Annotated in this window: 20 protein-coding genes; 3 read left to right on the forward strand and 17 right to left on the reverse strand. The window is 35.6% G+C overall.

Going from position 1 to position 18,540, the window contains the following annotated elements; translation table 11 throughout:
* Positions 1–403 precede the first annotated feature (403 nt).
* Positions 404–1,165 carry a MerR family transcriptional regulator gene (locus AC6CHR_RS00560; protein ID WP_498246496.1) on the reverse strand — a complete coding sequence of 254 codons (762 nt, stop codon included), beginning with the start codon at positions 1,163–1,165 and terminating at the stop codon, positions 404–406.
* Between the two features lie 146 nt (positions 1,166–1,311).
* The gene (locus tag AC6CHR_RS00565) at positions 1,312–1,590 is read right to left on the reverse strand and encodes a hypothetical protein (protein WP_498246497.1); all 279 of its coding nucleotides are present in this window, start codon (positions 1,588–1,590) and stop codon (positions 1,312–1,314) included.
* A 280-nt stretch (positions 1,591–1,870) separates the two neighbouring features.
* Between AC6CHR_RS00565 and AC6CHR_RS00570 the strand changes: the two genes are divergently transcribed.
* Positions 1,871–2,239 (forward strand): ribosomal maturation YjgA family protein, encoded by a 369-nt coding sequence (locus tag AC6CHR_RS00570; protein WP_498246498.1) that lies wholly within the window; start codon positions 1,871–1,873, stop codon positions 2,237–2,239.
* Positions 2,240–2,481: 242 nt separating this feature from the next.
* Here AC6CHR_RS00570 and AC6CHR_RS00575 read toward each other — a convergent pair whose 3' ends face one another.
* The 7 genes from AC6CHR_RS00575 to AC6CHR_RS00605 all read right to left on the reverse strand — a co-directional run bounded on the left by AC6CHR_RS00575 (position 2,482) and on the right by AC6CHR_RS00605 (position 9,359).
* On the reverse strand, positions 2,482–2,808 hold the full coding sequence (locus AC6CHR_RS00575) for a DUF1697 domain-containing protein (RefSeq protein WP_498246499.1): 327 nt from the start codon (positions 2,806–2,808) through the stop codon (positions 2,482–2,484).
* A 40-nt stretch (positions 2,809–2,848) separates the two neighbouring features.
* Positions 2,849–3,280 (reverse strand): DUF6157 family protein, encoded by a 432-nt coding sequence (locus tag AC6CHR_RS00580; RefSeq protein WP_498246500.1) that lies wholly within the window; start codon positions 3,278–3,280, stop codon positions 2,849–2,851.
* An 812-nt stretch (positions 3,281–4,092) separates the two neighbouring features.
* A complete protein-coding gene (locus AC6CHR_RS00585; protein WP_498246501.1) occupies positions 4,093–5,313 on the reverse strand; it encodes an MFS transporter in 1,221 nt (406 codons plus the stop codon).
* Between the two features lie 40 nt (positions 5,314–5,353).
* On the reverse strand, positions 5,354–6,364 hold the full coding sequence (locus AC6CHR_RS00590; protein WP_498246502.1) for an ROK family transcriptional regulator: 1,011 nt from the start codon (positions 6,362–6,364) through the stop codon (positions 5,354–5,356).
* A 228-nt stretch (positions 6,365–6,592) separates the two neighbouring features.
* Positions 6,593–7,345 (reverse strand): SDR family NAD(P)-dependent oxidoreductase, encoded by a 753-nt coding sequence (locus AC6CHR_RS00595; RefSeq protein ID WP_498246503.1) that lies wholly within the window; start codon positions 7,343–7,345, stop codon positions 6,593–6,595.
* Positions 7,346–7,394: 49 nt separating this feature from the next.
* Entirely contained in the window at positions 7,395–8,315 is a 921-nt protein-coding gene (locus tag AC6CHR_RS00600; RefSeq protein WP_498246504.1) for an aldo/keto reductase, read from the reverse strand.
* A gap of 99 nt (positions 8,316–8,414) precedes the next feature.
* Positions 8,415–9,359, reverse strand: a complete 945-nt coding sequence (locus AC6CHR_RS00605; RefSeq protein ID WP_498246505.1) for an aldo/keto reductase family protein — start codon at positions 9,357–9,359, stop codon at positions 8,415–8,417.
* Between the two features lie 661 nt (positions 9,360–10,020).
* On the opposite strand from AC6CHR_RS00605, the gene AC6CHR_RS00610 reads away from it, so the two are divergent.
* Positions 10,021–10,938, forward strand: coding sequence for an aldo/keto reductase (locus AC6CHR_RS00610; protein WP_498246506.1), 918 nt, complete (start codon positions 10,021–10,023; stop codon positions 10,936–10,938).
* A gap of 342 nt (positions 10,939–11,280) precedes the next feature.
* Positions 11,281–12,060 carry an aldo/keto reductase gene (locus tag AC6CHR_RS00615; RefSeq protein ID WP_498246842.1) on the forward strand — a complete coding sequence of 260 codons (780 nt, stop codon included), beginning with the start codon at positions 11,281–11,283 and terminating at the stop codon, positions 12,058–12,060.
* A 126-nt stretch (positions 12,061–12,186) separates the two neighbouring features.
* Here the strand turns inward: AC6CHR_RS00615 and AC6CHR_RS00620 are convergent, their stop codons facing one another.
* From AC6CHR_RS00620 to AC6CHR_RS00655, 8 genes are all read right to left on the reverse strand, one after another.
* Positions 12,187–12,864 carry a serine/threonine protein kinase gene (locus AC6CHR_RS00620; RefSeq protein ID WP_498246507.1) on the reverse strand — a complete coding sequence of 226 codons (678 nt, stop codon included), beginning with the start codon at positions 12,862–12,864 and terminating at the stop codon, positions 12,187–12,189.
* A gap of 367 nt (positions 12,865–13,231) precedes the next feature.
* Complete coding sequence (locus tag AC6CHR_RS00625) at positions 13,232–13,684, reverse strand: SRPBCC family protein (protein ID WP_498246508.1); 453 nt, start codon at positions 13,682–13,684, stop codon at positions 13,232–13,234.
* Positions 13,685–13,990: 306 nt separating this feature from the next.
* The gene (locus AC6CHR_RS00630) at positions 13,991–14,401 is read right to left on the reverse strand and encodes a hypothetical protein (RefSeq protein ID WP_498246509.1); all 411 of its coding nucleotides are present in this window, start codon (positions 14,399–14,401) and stop codon (positions 13,991–13,993) included.
* Between the two features lie 47 nt (positions 14,402–14,448).
* A complete protein-coding gene (locus AC6CHR_RS00635; protein WP_498246510.1) occupies positions 14,449–14,712 on the reverse strand; it encodes a CbrC family protein in 264 nt (87 codons plus the stop codon).
* Between the two features lie 244 nt (positions 14,713–14,956).
* Positions 14,957–16,783: a LysM peptidoglycan-binding domain-containing protein gene (locus AC6CHR_RS00640; RefSeq protein ID WP_498246511.1), complete on the reverse strand. Its 1,827-nt coding sequence runs from the start codon at positions 16,781–16,783 to the stop codon at positions 14,957–14,959.
* Between the two features lie 321 nt (positions 16,784–17,104).
* A complete protein-coding gene (locus AC6CHR_RS00645; RefSeq protein WP_498246512.1) occupies positions 17,105–17,902 on the reverse strand; it encodes a class I SAM-dependent methyltransferase in 798 nt (265 codons plus the stop codon).
* A 154-nt stretch (positions 17,903–18,056) separates the two neighbouring features.
* Entirely contained in the window at positions 18,057–18,179 is a 123-nt protein-coding gene (locus AC6CHR_RS00650) for a hypothetical protein (protein ID WP_498246513.1), read from the reverse strand.
* Between the two features lie 117 nt (positions 18,180–18,296).
* The gene (locus AC6CHR_RS00655; protein ID WP_498246514.1) at positions 18,297–18,539 is read right to left on the reverse strand and encodes an NUDIX hydrolase; all 243 of its coding nucleotides are present in this window, start codon (positions 18,537–18,539) and stop codon (positions 18,297–18,299) included.
* Position 18,540: the final 1 nt, after the last annotated feature.

Consider the following 18,540-nt stretch of genomic DNA (forward strand, 5'->3'; position numbering starts at 1 on the left):
TTAAATAAAAAGAAACAAACTTAAATGCTTAGAGAGTTTTATTATGATATTGTGTTTTAAGGTTTAGAATCTATTAGTCAATACAAAGATAAGTTATTATTATTGCATTTCTTGACTTTTTGAAGTTTAAGAATTTTTTCGGCTATACCATATTGTTTGATAATAAGTCTGAGCATATACTTTGTATTAAGAATATGGGGAGCAGATGTTTCCAAAAGTAACATGCACATATTTTTGTACTTACCTACATAGCTGCTAAGCAACCATTATGAAGTTTTTAAAAAAACACACACTCATCTCTAAAATAGAGACAAGCATGTGTCATTTACCTAGGATTCCATACATTAGGGAGAAATGATGGTTTCGGTTAAGCTTTATCGAATCGTCTATGGAATCTAATGAATTATTTCTTATCAAGATAAAACAAGATTGCATCCCGTAAAAATTCTGTTCTACCTTTAACGCTTTTGTCATAGTAGGTTGTGAAGCGCTCATCTGCAACATACATTTCTGCAAGTCCTGCATGTGCTTCTTTGGAGTAGCTAGTCCACGAATACATTAGCCACTCTTTGTGCTTAGCAGCAAGTTCCTGGGCCTCAGTTGATTCGGGGTCCTTCGTTTCATAAGCCTTTTGTAGTAAGGTGAAAATATCCATTTCCAAGGTTATCATAGCCTGATAGTTTTCTTGAGACATCCCTCTTAGTTTGGCATTGCTCGCATCTACCGTCTCATCACCATACTTTTCACGGATCTCTGTTCCATATTTCTGTTCATTTTCTTCAATCATTTTATCTTTAAATCCTTCAAATTTTGCTTTGTCTGACATCGTTTTTCCTCCTTCATTACTGGCAATTGTCTTTTCGACTGTCGCCATTATCTTGTCAAGGCGGGTACGTTTTTCCTTTAGTTTCTGATAGTGATTTTTCAAAGCAGCAATATGATTAAAGGATGGCTGATGGATAATTTCGATAATCTCTTCTAAACTGACTTCCAATTCGCGATAAAATAAAACTTGTTGAAGCAGATCTACTTCCTTTTGTCCGTAGATTCGATAACCGGATGAATTAATCCTTGCTGGTTTTATCAGCCCAATTTGATCATAATAACGGAGTGTGCGTCCACTGACTCCTGACATCTGCGCCAATTTGTTTACTGTATATTCCATGAATAACCCTCCTGACATTTTCATCATAAACCTTTACGCTGCGTAAAGGTCAAGAGGCAATTTGATACTTTTTATTAAAAATGAAGATAAAAAAAGCGGAATCAACTTTAGAATACCGCTTTGAATGATGAAATATAACAATTCTATTATTCATTTGCTTGATACTTCTTTTTAGAGTAGATAAGGAAGATAACTGCTAAAGACAAAAATAAGACAAAGGCAGGTAAAATAAATGCGTTTATATATGGGAGATCAACAATACCACTAATTATTAATATGAAGCCAAGAATTGCATAAAAGGCGATAGAAATTTTGGGATTATTCTTAAATCCAAATGAGGTTACTAACCAATTGTACTTACCCTTATTAAAGATTACTTGCAAAGCACAGACAATACTTAAAAAACCTAAAAAGGTTAAACCCATATTTCCCGCCACCTAATATATGGAATACACATTACTCCAACTCTATCATATTATGGTTCAGGTGCAAACGACCATTTGTAACACCAAATTGCTTACTGCGATATGACTATTAGTGGTATTATGGGTGTCCTAGCTAATATGCTTATTTCTTAATTCTTGCTTCTATTATCTAAAAAATTTAGACATAGTAAGAACACCAATACAATTTAAAAGAGTGATCTAAATGATATTAAAAAATGACTCAATAAACTCACCCTACCGTAATATGAGGTTTGCTTATATGATAGCCGTTGTTATCTCAATTTTCTTAGGTTTAGCCTCCAGAAAATACAGCCAGCATCTACTATTTTTTATAGCCCAGAATGCCGGAGATGTGCTGTGGGCAATGATGGTCTATTACGGATTCCGTTTCTTACTAGTGAAAAAGGGTCTGCCTATAGCAATCTTGCTTAGTTTATTAACCTGCTCTGTTATTGAATTCAGTCAGTTGTATCAGGTAGACTGGATCAATCAGATTCGTGGTACAAGGCTGGGTGCTTTAATTCTAGGGAAAGGTTTTCTTTTTGTCGATCTAATTCGATATACTGCTGGGATTTTGATTGCCTCCGTCTTGGATAAGCTGATGATCCTGTTCAAACATCGTCGATAAACTTTGTTTCAATTTTTCATTGCTTTTGCCAATGCGTTAACTTTGTTTAATGTTTTCCAGTTACGTACTGTGGCTGGAACATCCAAATTTTGTAGATTATTCGCCAATTTGGAATTGCGAATGCTCTGTCGAAAGAGGAGATAGATCTCTCGGCCTTCAACCCGATATTTCTCATTTTCATTGCCGAAGGAACTCAGTTGATTGATCTTTTCTTGTAAAGGTACATCTTGTAGCAAAGAAACTTAGAGACTCTCGCCTACTGACGATGTTTCTGCTTCTAATATTTCTTTTTCAGAAAAGGGTATAGATTCGATTATCCATTCCAACTCTGTTGCGGTTCGCATGACAACGTTTACTGAAAATCCGAATACCTTCTCAATTTCACTCTCTATTTGCTTTTGCAATGCTTCTGTCCCTTCCTCTGATTCGAACAGAATATTCCCACTTTGAATATATGTTTGTACGTTGTTAAGACCGATCGTTTCCATTGCCTGCCTCAAGTCGGCCATTTTAATCCTGTTTTTCCCTCCTACATTAATACCACGTAGTAGGGCTATATAAATTGTCATTCCACTCCCTCTTTTCCTAGTAACCAAGTCTCAATAGCTTTTATGTACCTGAACGGCTATTTCTCATTGCAGCAACTACCTTTAATTTTTCACCACCATTATTAAGGAATTCTTGATACTCGGTAGATTCTTTGCCGTATATAGCAACTTTGCCATTTTCATTAAAATGAAATCCCCAACCATACTTTTTAGCAAGCATGGACGCCCGTAAGCAAGGATGGGATTTTTTGAAAAACTCGGTCCTGATTTGTTGGCCTTGAGTCCCTCTTTCCTCTTCGGGTATCAATTTATGTCTTACATGTACCTCAAATAGTAGGTCCTCTTGTGTGTAAGTATAAGGATTACTAGTGAGGAGTTCATATTCTATTCGTGGTTTAGTCGGTCCTCCTTTTCGAACTGGAGGTACCATTCCTTCTGTTACGGGACAGTCTGTCGAAACAGTAATAAACGTTTGATAATAATTCATATTCATGGTCGTTCCTCCCCAGAGTCACTATCTTTATGTTTATAATTAGTTCTATTTAATCGATACTCATTCCTTCTAATACATAATAAAAAGGAAATTTTAATCTAACTGAATTAAATCGTTATCAGAATCATATAAATTTACAAATAGTTAACTTTTGATTGGGAATTTTTTGTAGTATTATTACTCTATAATACATTATTAACAAATGAGATAAATGTAATAGATCTGTATAAGCCAATTTATTATATGGGCGCAAAGTGATAGATCATTGATTTATACACTGTGATGTTTGCACCACCTGAAGGAAATTAGGGGGTAGATTTGGTTGAAAATTAAATCAATCATTTGTTTTTTTAGCAAAAGACACAAGTATAGTTATTATTCTGATTTCTGTATTAGATGTGGAAAGAAAAAAAGTAGAGCAGCTTAAAATAAGTAGCGCTTGGGATACATTTAATCCAAGCGTTTTTTTCTTTATCAAACCTTCAGCGAAGTCATAATATCTGATATATGGAAACGTGATAGTACTATACATTAACTTTATAAATTGAACCTTCGGCAATCCATTATTAATTTCTCTACTTGTTCTCAGAACTAGAGTCGGCGTCCTTATGCAAATAAAAACGTCGACTCTTTGTAAATCAAATGTAGATATTGAATACTTACAAAATTTCTCTACTTTAGAAAATATGATTATTCATTTTATTAACTAGCGTTACCTTTTATCCTCTAGGTCTATCTCTTTTATCACTCTAGCTAATATCTTACAGGTTTGAATTATTTATGTAAGACAGAATATTATCAAAACTCATAAATTATATTGCTGAAGAGTTTGAATTTATTCCACTTACTAAATCCCTCTTTGTAATCAAGAGGTTTAATTTTTCTGAACCCAAGAGCATCGCTACAACAAAAATGACAATAAAAAAGGGTAAGATTCCGATCGTCGAATAGGATGCAATGAAACCAAGAAGAGGAGGCATGAATGTACTCCCTGTATAGGCAACAGCCATTTGATAGCCCATAATTGTCTGGGAATGCGTCTTACCAAATCTTGCTGGTGTTTCATGTAACATGCACGGAAATATTGGTGCTAATCCTAATCCAATCATAATAAAACCTAGAAGGGAGAAACTAGACGCCAATGGTAAGAATAGAAGGGCTGCACCAGTTAATGCAGTTATCTGCCCTACCCGAATGAGAGTATGGCTTCTGACTTTTAACGTAATAAAGCCGGTAATAAATCTACCAATTGTTATTCCTCCGTAATAGAAGGATACCCATTGAGCAGCAATTCCTACAGGTAGTTCCTTAACATTTACCAGAAAGCTACTTCCCCATAACCCCATTGTTGCTTCAACACCACAATAAAACAAGAAAGAGGTTAGTGATAGTTTCACTCCGCTAATCTGTAAAGGTTTAATATTTTTAGAATCGTCCCTTCTAGAATCTACTGGCTCTTCACTTAAAGTGACGTTGCTGTTGCTAGCTACTCTTTTCCATAATGGCAGAGTAAAGAAAAGGATGACGACTAATGCGAACTGAATTCCAGCTATAGCAAAATAGCCGTTTCGCCAAGAATGATCTCCTGTAATAAACTGAGCCATAATGATGGGACCAAGAGTTGCCCCAACTCCCCAGAAACAATGGAGCCAACTCATATGGTGTGCTTTGTAATGTGTGGCAACATAATTGTTTAATCCTGCATCAACAGATCCTGCACCTAATCCAAGTGGTATGGCACATAGAATTAACCATATGAGTGATGGCGCAAATGTAAAACCTAACAGAGACCCAGCAGTCATTAAGCAACTGACAAATGTGACATTTCCAGTACCAAAACGTTTAAGTACTTTTCCGCTTACTAAACTGGAAATTATTGTACCACCTGCTATCGTCATAAAAAGCAAGCCAGCAGTCTCAAGAGGTTCGCCATATTCCGATTGCATCACAGGCCATGCGACTCCCAACAATGAATCAGGTAAACCTAAGCTGATAAAAGCCAAATAAATGATTATTAAAAAGAATGTAGCCATATGTAACCCGCCTTTATAAATGATTGTATTTCTCCTACGTTTACCTGTTCGTTCCTTTAATCATGAGATCAAGTCCAAGACTTTGTAATCCATATAGATAGTCTTGTTTCCAATCACTAATTGTAAGCTTTGGGAGATGCTCTACTGGAATATATTTTGAGCTTTCTATTGAAATTTGTTCTAGTATTAATTTGTTCACTTCATCATCGCAAAAAATAATCGTATGAGGGTTCATGATCGCTACAAAAGAAGCGATTAACCTACTAATGGCATCAATCTTATATGACTCGTTGCCATTTTCCAAAGCTTGCAAGAAATTTCGATTATCATACTGAGGGACGAATGAAATTTCTCCAGAGAAAAAAGTACTTCCTCGAACAACGTCTCCATTTATCAAAATTCCGGCACCTGGACCATTTTGCCCAGAATACAAATAGATAAGAGATCGGTTGTCTTTCATTCTCCGATTATTTTGATATCCAAGAACTGCAGCATTCATATCATTCTCTACGACCACAGGTATCGAAAACCGCTCCTCAAAGTCAGCTTTTAAATCATAATTTTGAAAATGCTCGTAGCCTGGAATATAAAAAACTCTTCCATTATCAACGGAACCCGGCACGCCAATTGACATCGAACCAATCTTCGGATATTGAGCCATTAAGTCTTCAATACATTGTGTTACTAAACTTAGATCATCATCTATTAATACACTTGATGTTTTCCCTTGTTCCTTAACGTCTCCTAAACAATTAAAAATTGTATAATTTGTTTCTGTTCTCTCTAAAAATATTGCCAAACCTAACATATAGTCTGGATTGTATGCATATCGTTTTGCTTTTCTACCACCACTTGAATCATCGAGACCGACAGAAATTAGCTCTCCATCCTTTTCCATTAGCGTTAGGAATTTACTTATTGTTGGAAAGCTAATTTCCAATTTACGACTTAGTTCAACTTTTGTTGCACTTCCGAGTTCTAAAAGAGTTGTTCGTATCCCATGAAGGATTAGCTTCCTCATAGATTTTGGCGTTGCAATTAGGTCACTCACACTATTCACCACCTATTTTATCACCTATACTTATTAAACTTCTTTAATAAGTATAGGTGATAATATATCATAATCGTTTTTTGAAAACAATGTAAATTTAATTTTGATAATCAATTTACTAACTCTTTCGGTGTATCATTCAATATTCGTTTCATTCATAAAAATAGAGTTGCCTCGGCAACTCTATTAAATGATCGATAATTTAATCTACATGACCTAATTACCGAGTTAGATAATATACGGATTTGCTTCGATCGCTTCTGCTTTTGCAACAGCTTCTTCTAATGACAAGCCATAGAAATTTGAAGCGTGGAAAAAACGCCCACTCTTTTGATCATCTACAAATGCACCAACTGCTACTCCAGGTACTGCACTTTCCACAGAATTAGGTGCTAGTGTTCCACCTAGATCTGTTCTACACCAGTTCGGATCAGTGATATTAATCATCACATTCGTTCCTTCTAGTCTAGATGCCAAATCCTTTGTGAATTTATCAAGAGCAGCTTTACTTGCTGCATAACCTGCTTGTTCTGGTTCATCTTTAATACCACTTGTCGTATTGATGACGCGTCCGAAGCCTCTTTCAATCATCTTTGGAATCAATCGATTACAGATTGTAACGATCGAAATGAAGTTAATTCGAAAACTCATTTCAAAATCTTCGACTGGTGTATTCCAGTAATCCTCTCTATAAGCAATTTGTACGGCTGCATTGTTGAAAATAATATCTACTTGCGTTTTCTTGGCTTCGATTACATCAAGCATCTTAACAACTTCATCGTTATTTGCAAATTCTGCTTGGACGGTATAGGTTTCAACACCAAGTGATTTTACCTCGTCTTCTACTCTTTTTGTGTGCTCTAAACTTCTGCTATGCAAGATTAGGTTACACCCTTGTTTTGCCATAAAAATAGCTGCTTGATAACCGACGCCTCTACTTGCTCCTGTGATAAGTGCCCATTTTCCTTTTACGTCTATCATATTAAAACTCCTTTTTTAAAAAATCGAAAACAACTTCTACCAGATACAATTATCTAGTTACTGCACTGGGATGACTTTCTTTTACTAAATCAAGTTCAACTGCTCTTGCATTTGCTTCAACCTGCTCAATACTCTTACAGCCAGGAATGACACATGTAACGGCAGGGTGCTGTAGACACCATGCTAAAGCCCATTCTGCCATATTCACTTCCTCTGGCACTTCATTCTGCAGAATTTGCTCAACTAAACGTAACTTTTCATCAATTTCTTTTCTCTTACGCCCTTTTCTTACATTATCATTAAAAACAGCTCCAGGTTTATACTTACCACTTAAGAATCCACTAGCTAGAGGAACTCGAGCTAATACACCTAGATCTTGTTCTATACAAGATGGGAATACTTGCTCTTCAGGAATTTGGTCGATTCGATTATAAACAACTTGAATCGCTTTAGCACCAACTGCAGTTGCCTTAGATGTTTGATGGATGTTGTCATTGCTACCAATCGATATCCCTAAGTTTCTTATCTTACCAGCCTGAACCTGTTTGTCTAACATCGTCCATAAGTCATCGTTATTAAAATCTTCATCTGATCCAGAATGAAACTGATAGAGGTCAATATAATCTGTTTTTAAGGATTGTAAAGATTCCTCTAATTGGATGCGCACATCATCGACACTCCATGCATTGCCCCAATTATCATGCCATTTATGTCCAAATTTAGAAGCTACAACCCAGTCTTCACGGCTGTCTCGAGAAAGGTAATCACCTATGAAACGCTCAGACATATGATGAGGACCATAACATTCCGCCGTATCTATCAAATTAATCCCAAGTTCTTTTGCTCTTGATAGTATTGCGTCAACCTCAGCTTGATTAAAATCTCTACCCCAATCACCACTAAATTGCCAGGTACCTATACCAACTATAGAAACATCTAAATCAGTCTTACCCAATCGTCTATACTTCACTCTAATCACCTCTAGTACTTTCTTTTAAATAATTTTATATATAAATGGACCTTTTTCTGTTTTCAAAGTCAGCAATAGCTCATGCTTTATTGAGTATTTCTACTCCAAAATACCTTCAATATTTTCAATAACCTCATTTGATAGTTCTAGTTCAATAGCTTTTACATTCTCTTCAACCTGACTCGGTTTACTTGCACCAATCAATGTGCTTGAAACATTTGGCTGTCTTAAGATCCAGGATAATGCAAGTCCTGGTAAACTAACATCCAACTCATTCGCCACTTTCTCTAACTGTTCCACTTTCTTAAAGACATCCTCATTTAGCATTCCTTTTATAAAAGTATTGATTGATTCATTCGACGCCCGACTATCTTCGGGGATTTTATTCGTCTTGTATTTTCCCGTTAATACACCTTGTGCAAGTGGTGAAAAGACAACTTGACCGACACCATACTTTTCACTCACAGGGATGACTTCTTTTTCAATATAACGGTTAAACATGTTATAGATTGGTTGATTAACCACGATTCGATCTAACAGATATTGATCGGCTACACGCATGGCTTCTTCAATTTGTGCGGCGCTCCACTCACTTACACCAGCATATAGGATCTTTCCTTGTCGAAGTAAATCATCGATTGTTCTTAATGTTTCTTCAACAGGTGTTTCTGGATCATAGCGGTGGCAGTAAAAAATATCAACATAGTCTAAATCCATTCTCTTCAGGCTTGCGTTTACCTGTTCTGTTACATGCTTTCTAGATAGCCCACGATCATTTGGACCTTCTCCCATTGGCCAAAATGCTTTTGTTGTAATAACGTAAGACTTTCGTGGATACTCTTTCAATGCTTGAGACATAACACGTTCTCCTTCACCTTGCTCGTAAACATTTGCAGAATCAAAAAAGTTTATACCTAATTCATAAGCTTTATGTATTATTTTTGCAGCCGTATTATCTTCCACCGACTTCCCATAGGTTAACCAACTACCTAAACTAATTTCACTAACCTTTAACCCACTTCTTCCTAGTCTTCTGTATTTCATCTTACCGGCCTCCTAGTATTTAAAATTACTACTTTTAAACTTGATAAAATCTTGGTAGTTAGTAGATTTGCTATCCTATTTTCCGCGAAAGAAATCCCTTAAAATAGGATAAAAAACCTTTTCTGTAATCCCTTACAATAAACCCGCTGTTTATATCTAAATACTAGTTATTCAAGCATTTGTCTCTCCACTTATACTTGAATGACATACTATTCCACCAATGAAGAGGCTTTCAATTTCTTTTCTTCCATAATTGTTGCTATTTTAAACGCGTGTTAATTAATTCATTCTTAAAAAGTATATGTTTGGTTTTGAATTATATCAATGACTGAAATATTATTGCATTAATTACGTAAACTGTAGTTACTATAATTAATATAGTTACTATTTATGAATGTGGTACCCTCTACTTATAACTTGTTAGAAAAAACAAGCAACTTCCAACTAACAGGTCTTCTAAGTTAAATATAAAAAAATTAACTAAAACTTGAAAACTACTGTACTAGTATGTAACAATCAAATCGGTTACTCAGAATAATTGTGTGACCGTTTACATAGATTTGGGTAACCTGCATGGAAGATGTGGTTGAACCGCATTATCTATGCATGCAATGAATTTATTTCAACATAAAATCAATTAGAAATTAGGAGGATATCAATCATGAGGACTATGAAACTTGGACAAAGCACATTAGAAGTACCGGTCGTTTCAGTCGGTTGTATGCGAATTAATTCATTAGAAAAAACCGAGGCAGAGCAATTTGTGCAAACCGCGTTGGACTTAGGGGCGAATTTTTTCGACCATGCTGATATTTATGGTAGTGGAACTTGTGAAGAAATATTTGCTGATGCCATTGGTATGAACGATGATATTCGTGAAAAGATCATCCTGCAATCTAAATGTGGCATTCGAAAAGGTATGTTTGACTTCTCCAAGGAACATATTTTAGAATCAGTGGACGGGAGCTTGAAGCGTCTGAACACTGATTATTTGGATATTCTACTTTTACACCGTCCTGATACATTGGTAGAGCCAGACGAGGTTGCAGAAGCTTTCGATATTTTAGAACGTTCAGGAAAAGTACGTCATTTCGGTGTTTCTAATCAAAATCCGATGCAGATCCAATTACTGAAGAAGTCAGTCAAGCAGACAATTGTTGCAAACCAACTTCAATTAAGTATTACCAATGCAAACATGATCTCTAGTGGATTTAACGTCAATATGGAAAATGAACCTGCAGTAAACAGAGACGGTAGCATTCTTGATTATTGCCGCCTGAACGATATTACGATTCAGCCGTGGTCCCCTTTCCAATACGGATTCTTTGAAGGTGTATTCCTTGGAAACGAAAAGTTCCCAGAATTGAATGAAAAGATTGATGAAGTTGCAGCAAAGTATGAGGTTAGTAATACAACGATTGCCATCGCGTGGCTATTACGCCATCCAGCACATATGCAACCCGTTATCGGAACCATGAATATTGGTCGATTAAAGGATTGTTGTAAGGCAAGCGAGATTCAGCTTTCGCGCGAAGATTGGTATGGTATTTATCGTGCAGCAGGTAATGTTCTACCTTAAGCAAAAACTCATTTAAAACGATTTACCAATGCACCCTAGAGTCTTTATCGACTAGAGGGTGCTTTTTTAAAAGGGAAAATCAATTGATAGAATGGTAGTCAAGTAGAATAAATTTGAGACCTATTGCATATTGGTGAATGATTGGTTAATAAGGGACAAAAGGCAACTACTAGCGTTCCTTAAGTTACGTTGGTAAACGAGAATGTACCTAGTGAAAATTATTTCACTCCTTACATTTCTTGCTGTTCACGTTTAGAATATAGTTGATAACTTTGATAGGAGGAATGTACTTTGAGTATTCAACAGATTACTGACTTTACGGTATTAAACAATGGTGTGCGTATGCCACGATTAGGCCTTGGTGTTTTTCAAGTGGAAGATGGCGAGCAAGTTATCGATTCAGTCGGCCATGCTTTAGCGGCTGGTTATCGCTCAATTGATACCGCTGCTGGTTATCAAAACGAGGCTGGTGTCGGAACTGCTGTTAAACAAAGCGAAATCCCTCGGGAAGAGCTGTTTATTACAACAAAGTTGGCTAATCCTGATCAAGGCTACGAGTCCACCCTTCGCGCTTTTGAAGAGAGCCGTCGCAAATTGGACCTGGAATACATTGACCTCTATCTTATTCACTGGCCTGGAAAAGATAAATTTCAGGAAACGTGGAAAGCATTTGAGAAATTACATAAAGACGGATACATACGCGCAATTGGCGTAAGTAATTTCAAGATTCATCATTTGGAAACCCTTAAACAAGACAGCGATACAATTCCTGCAGTCAATCAAGTGGAGTTTCATCCTCTGCTTAACCAGCAAAAGCTTCTTCAATATTGTAAAAATGAAGGAATCCAACTTGAGGCATGGACTCCAATTATGAAGGGTAATTTGAATCTACCAGTCATTACTGAGCTTGCTAAGAAACATGGGAAAACCCCTGCTCAAATCGTTCTTCGTTGGGACATTCAGCATGAGATCGTCACGATCCCTAAATCTGTTCATCAAGAACGTATTATTGAAAACGCAAATATTTTCGATTTTTCGTTAACACAAGAAGATATGAATAGAATCGATCAAATGAACCTAGATCATCGGTTCGGTCCAGATCCAGATCAGTTCCTTTTTTAATCTTTTAGTTCAGAATGGCAATCCGGATTTTAGTTAAAATCCCTGATTGCCATTTAGCCATTAAATAAAGAATTGTTAGGTAGTCATCTTGAATTTTTCATTTAAGTGCTTCTATAGCAAAACCATTTATTTCAAGAACATTTTAAGCTTTAAGACATTCCTGACAAATTCTTCGAATGAAGAAGATTCCGTGTTCCTTTGGTTGTACCATTTTCGAACAGTTTCTACCAACCAATACGGAAGAGATTTGCCATCGATTAGATGATAATACTCCTCATACGCCTTCTTCAAATGCTCCCAACGAAAGTCATTTTCTGGTTGTAAGTATTCTGAAACATCGATAACCTTCCCTCGCCCATTTTGTAGTAAAACATTTTTCAAATGGATATCACGGGGATTCAACCCTTTTTGACGGGCATATTTTCTTGCATCTTCGACATCGTGAATAACCTGTTCCGGAATATGTATACCTTGAAGGAGACAGTCATATAGCGTTATACCAGGTTCAAAGCTTAACACTAAATAATTTTCATAAGCTTCAAAGCAAGTTGGAAAAAATGGTGAAGCTCCTAACTCGTGATAGACCTTTTTTTCTAGTTGGATTTTCGACCTTTTCTCATCAGCGTACAATTTAAATGCATAAATTGGACTATGAATTGATTGAAAAACCGCAGCATCAGTTCCCACCCCTATACACTTTAAATCATCAGAACTGCCATAAATACTTACTGGATTATTGTCTGGATTTGAAGTAACTGTGATTTGAGATAGTGATTTGGCTGTATTTTTCCATTCCTTTTCCATATAATCCACTCCCTTTACCATTCATTTACTACGTGAGGTTTATCTATAAATGGAATCCAATATTAGTGAAACTGATAGATTTACTTTATCCCTCTCTATAAAGACTGACCAGTTATTTACACTGTTATCAGTAAATCGATTCAAACTAAAAATGGATACTCTTATATAAATACGCTTCTAATGTCAATTATATAGCTAATTTTTCGTTCAGTCCCAACATCAAAAATAATAATCAATATAAAATGACCTAGCCCATTATTGAGGCATAGGTCAGCATTCATATGACAAACAAATCTGTTTATTTCTTGCTCCAAAAATTAATTTTCATGTCTAAATGTAAAAGGAATTTAAACTAGTGACATAGGATTTAACTAGATTTCCCTTCAGATACACTTTTTACCCGAGTGACAAACTCGACTACCACTTTATCTGTAGAAAATATTAAAAATAATTTCAAAAACCCCTTTAAAGGCCGATTCGTTACGGTATATGTAAAATGAGTAAGATTATCATTCATTTTTACCAATTCATATAAAGCAGTAATTTCAAACATTTTTGCAAGTGTAAAAACGACTTTTAGCCTTTTTTTATCTGGTGTATTCAAGTAGTCTAAAGTCTCTACATCATACTCCTCTACTCGCTTACCCTCTTTATATTTTTGGCGGTATACACTACCAACCACTTCTTCCGTTATTTTCACGGGCTTTTGTTCAATGACTTGAGGCATTATTTTTTGCATATTATCTAATGAACCATCAAGAAACGTCCAAATATGTTCAATTGGAGCATTTATTTCAATCTCTTTTGTCCATTGTTTCATCTAAAACACCTCATCTAATTTAGTTCCGTGGCTTTACGTAGATAACAGAGTACCAATGACCACCAACGATGAATCCAGATAACCCCGCTTCTACCATAAGTGTTTAGGCACCTTCAAAAGTTCCGATCTTTGTTTTGGTATGTAAAGGTTCTTTCATATTTTTTCCATTCACACTTCATTGGTTTATCTCCTTAAAGACGCGTTTATATAAAGTTTGTTGCTCCTGAATGGTTACCTTACTTAAGATTTTTCCCTTCTTATTTAGTTCAGTGTTACATCCTATATATTGTTGAAATCGAAATGAATTTAAAAGATTTCAATAACATATGAAGTAATTTCTTTTATTTTTGAATGCTTACTTGCATTGCTGAAATTGAAAATGTTACTAAATGCGAAGCTTTTCTTATTTTCTAATCGTAACAGACCGTTTACCGCTCCAGTTCGACCGTGGGTGATGATGTTCTTCATATGTATTTCTATTACCTTATGCTTCTGCATGTGGTACAGGTATGCGGTGAAATCTTCTTTTCCTTGAATAAGTTTCTCTCCAATAATGTTCCAGTAAACATCAATAGTCAAATTATCAGGGATTAAATCTATATCGTTTTTAGCTAAAGCTATGTGAAATTCCTTAAGAAGAATTTTTTTTGGTGCGTTTTTGCAATCATCAGCACATATGATTTTAAGATCGCTGTTATGGGTCATTTGATGCTCCATTCATTCTAACTCTTTTACAGTTAGTAAATAGTTGTTCCTCTATTTTATCAGTATTCTTTATATTTCATAACGAACAAAAAGATCTCTGAGTACAATTCTAGTTTTTCCTGCACCGCTTTTCCTGATGAAATGCTATGGACACAAATTACTTCTATGTCACTCTCGCCATAATGGTTCCCTATTATAAAATGGCTCTGTTGATTACACACTTTACATATATCCTGATAATAAGATAATACTCCACTTTCATATACTTTTTGGTGGTATGTAAAAAACGGGAATTTATCAGTTGTTTTAAGCGGTCCTGTCAACTTCCAAATTTAAGTTATATGGCATATTCGATCATCTTTTTTCTATTTCTTCGTTCGTTATAGGTTTGGATACTTGTAAATCTCCTAATAACTACTTTACGTTTTTTCTAGTCTTTTATCCATTTTAACACGATATAGTAAGTTTAATTGTACCATTCCTATTTTTTGCAACCACCCTTTAAGCAAAGATGGTTGCAAAATAGATTGCTAATTTAATCTATATCAAATGAAAGTTTATGGATAATCAGACTAGAAAACAAAAATTCTTACTCATTTCAACAATATGGTCCAAATCCGCCCACAAGATAAAATAATTGTACATCGTTCCCTCTATCGTGATCGGTGTTGGATACTTGACGATTAATGCAGATTGACCTCGCATCTCGATCGGTTGGTCTTGAGACGGGAATATGAAGCATGCTTCTTGATGTTGAATTTCTGTTTCAACAATACGTGGCTTTGATCCGTATGGTAATAGGGTGTGAAATGCTTCATTGTGACAAACTTGGTTAATAGCTTCCTCTGATGCAATGGCTGAAATTTGGAAGAAGCCATCAGGACCTTCATATCTTTCTTCCGTGATTTTTTCCCAATGTGAAGGATAGTGAAATTGAACGTTATAGATAGTGTTGGTGTAGGTCTTTCTCAAAGGAGATGTGGGCTTTGGTGACCATTGCAATGCCGTTATAGATTCGTCTATTACTAAACCAACCGGAACAGGGTGATGAATATCAAGCATCCATATTTCGCTTGAAGTGCCATATAGTTGACAACCTGAAAGATAGGCAATTCTCACGCCCTCTGGTGACCAGCTAACTGGCGTGTCATAGCAATTCGATATAGACCAAATGTGGTCGTTATCACCTTTCCTACCAGTTGTTCTAACTTGTGAAAAATAACCTTTGTCATCAAAAGCAGTAGCACTATAAGCAATTGTCATTGAATTGGGTGACCATACAGGGTGATAGTTTTTCGCAAGTGGTCCGCCCTTCACTTCATATACGGTTCCCGTTGAAATTTCGACCGTATAAATAATTGAAATACTTGCACCAGGTGATGTATAAAGCGCAAATGATCCATCAGGAGAAAGTCGGACATGATTATGCAATCCACCCGTGTTTTCCGTGATTTGCCGTTTTGCTAAGCCGTCGATTCTGATACGGAAAAGCTGACTGATTCCTAATCCATCTAGCGCTTGAAAAAGTAGTTCTTCCCCACTGGGAAACCATTGGACCTCTCTTGCCCCAGATTGGTTTATTCTTTGGACTTGATGTGTGATGACATTATACAAAATAATACGATCCTGTTTCGAATAAACGAGTTTTTGACTGTCAGGTGACCACGCGACATATATGCCTAACCCTTCCGCAAATTGATCAATACTAGAAATCGTATGATCCACCAGATTTACAACGTAGAGAATTGCATTTTTTCCGACAAATGCAATTCGTCTGCTGTCAGGTGACCAAAATGGTGTCGAAAAGGATGCACCTAAACCAGCTGTTACCTGTTCGTTCACTCCATTAGTAGAGTGATAGATCCATAGATCATAATCTCCCCCACGATTGGAAATATAAGCAAGTAAACTACTATCCCCTGGGGGTGCGTAAGGAATGATTAGGTTTATCCCTGGTAAAATATCCGTAGAAGTAAGTTGGTTCACCTCCATAATCAGTTCGTAATTTATATGTTCTCCCGTTATGACGTTAAAACGTCTTGCAATCTCGTACAGTGTATCACCAGGATAAACAACATAGTAAGGAACGCCAGGCGGGATTTTCAACAACTGACCCGTTTGGATAATGTATGGATATTGAAGCTGATTAGCTTCGATGATAACAGATGGAGAAATCCCAAAAGACTGAGCAATTTTAAAAACAGTATCTCCTGATCTTACACGAAAGACATCAACTCCAGGAGGAACAGATAACTGTTGACCAACATAAATCGTATAAGGTGGAACAAGATTATTAGCGGCAATAAGAGACTCGGTCGTAAGCTCCCATCGTCTCGCAATCTGATAAAGTGTATCCCCAGAACGCACAGTGTAAAATGTTTGTATTGTAAACAATCCTCCTAACGATCATTATAGATTTATACTCATGCCTATAGGGTATTCGGTGTAAGAGTCAAAGTTTCTTAATGTATAGTAGGATGCTTGTATTTAATGCTCTGCAAAAATTATTTCTCCCTTTTAAGTAACGGGTTGGGATTAAAACTGCAAACTAAACACAAAATAAAAAGCACCAGAAGATCTAAGTGCTCTGTCTTGATGTTCGCGATGATAGAAATACTTTTTACTTCGTAGTCATCTACTCTATGGAGGTAAATAATATATAAATGACCTTATTACAATAAATATAATTAATCAGTGTGATGCATGATATTCCTTTTATTTTGCAGTAACCAAAAAACGGTAACCACCCTCATAGGAATCTTCCTCTAAATAATGACCATATTTCTTTTTCCAATCTCCGTTTTCCAAATCAAATTTCAATTTTTCTAAGATAGGATTTAGAAATTCAGGTGGTTCATTTGCCAATGGCGAAACTCCCGCCCGAAAAGTAGCTTGTAAATATAAATCTGGTTTTCTCCATGCTGAAACAAAAAACTTGTCTTCAATATCATGTGGGACAGGAAATGGGACGATCTGAACTTTGTTATTAAAAACTTTGCTCAAAGTATCAGATACCTTGTTAAGTGGCTTATACACTTTATATGCCTTTTCAAATATTGGTGAGAAGTAATCAGCTAACCAACAATCGTTACCACAAAATCGAGGATCTGCAACAAAAATAATTAATTTTCCATTTGGTTTTAAGATTCGTTTCATCTCGTAAAAGGCTTTTTCTAAGTCCTGAAAGTGATGAGTTGCAAGAATACATATCACAGCATCTGCAATCCCATTATCAAGAGGAATATTTTCTGCAACTCCATTTATCCAATTTATATTTGGATGTGTATTTGTTTGTTCTCTCATTACTTTTGAAGGTTCTACTGAAAAAACATTGAAACCTTTCTCAGCAAGTTCAAAACTATAATTCCCTGTTCCTGCTCCGACATCGATAACAACTGCAGATGCATCAAGGTCCAAATGTTCAAATAAAGTACTTACTATTCGCTTATCTGCTCTTCTTGTTTGGTTATAACTTTTTCCAATCAAATCATATTTACTCTCTTCTCTACTCATCTAATCTCAGCCCTTCTCATCTAAATTGAAAATTCCCTCTATCTACCTTTATACCTTTCTATAAAAATTTCACTATTCCTTTTAGTTTTTATTTCGTTGAAATTGAAAACACTTCTATTTGATAGGTTAAAGTCTAGTTAATTTTATACTTTTCCTAATCAGCCGGGAACAAGTCTTCTATTACTGTATGACTTCCAAAATCATATAAAACTTTAAATGCAATTCCATCCATTGTAAACGTACCTATTTGTAGAACTATAAAAATGTAATTAGACATTTTGTGACATTTCATAGAAAGTAGTATTTAATTGTACAAGTTAGTAAAAATCTTTTGTGTAGTTTTCTGAGTTTTTAATAAATACGACTGTTCCTATTGTAAAATATCGACTTTAGGTCAATAATGTCTTTTTATTTTCAACTTGTTGTTCAAAAATATAAAATTTTTTGCTATAAAATAAGCAGTTGCTGTGAATAGCTGTGTTTTAATTTTATTATTTGTGATTAAATTTCCAAAATGATCGAAATCAAATAATCTAACTTTTAGCTCTTCTGCATCATCTAAATCTTGTCCATATGCTTTAATTGCTTCTAAAATTAGATAAGTCTTCACTTTATTGTTTTGCGTTGCTAGATTCACC

The sequence above is a fragment of the Metabacillus sp. GQ13 genome (genome assembly GCF_059758525.1).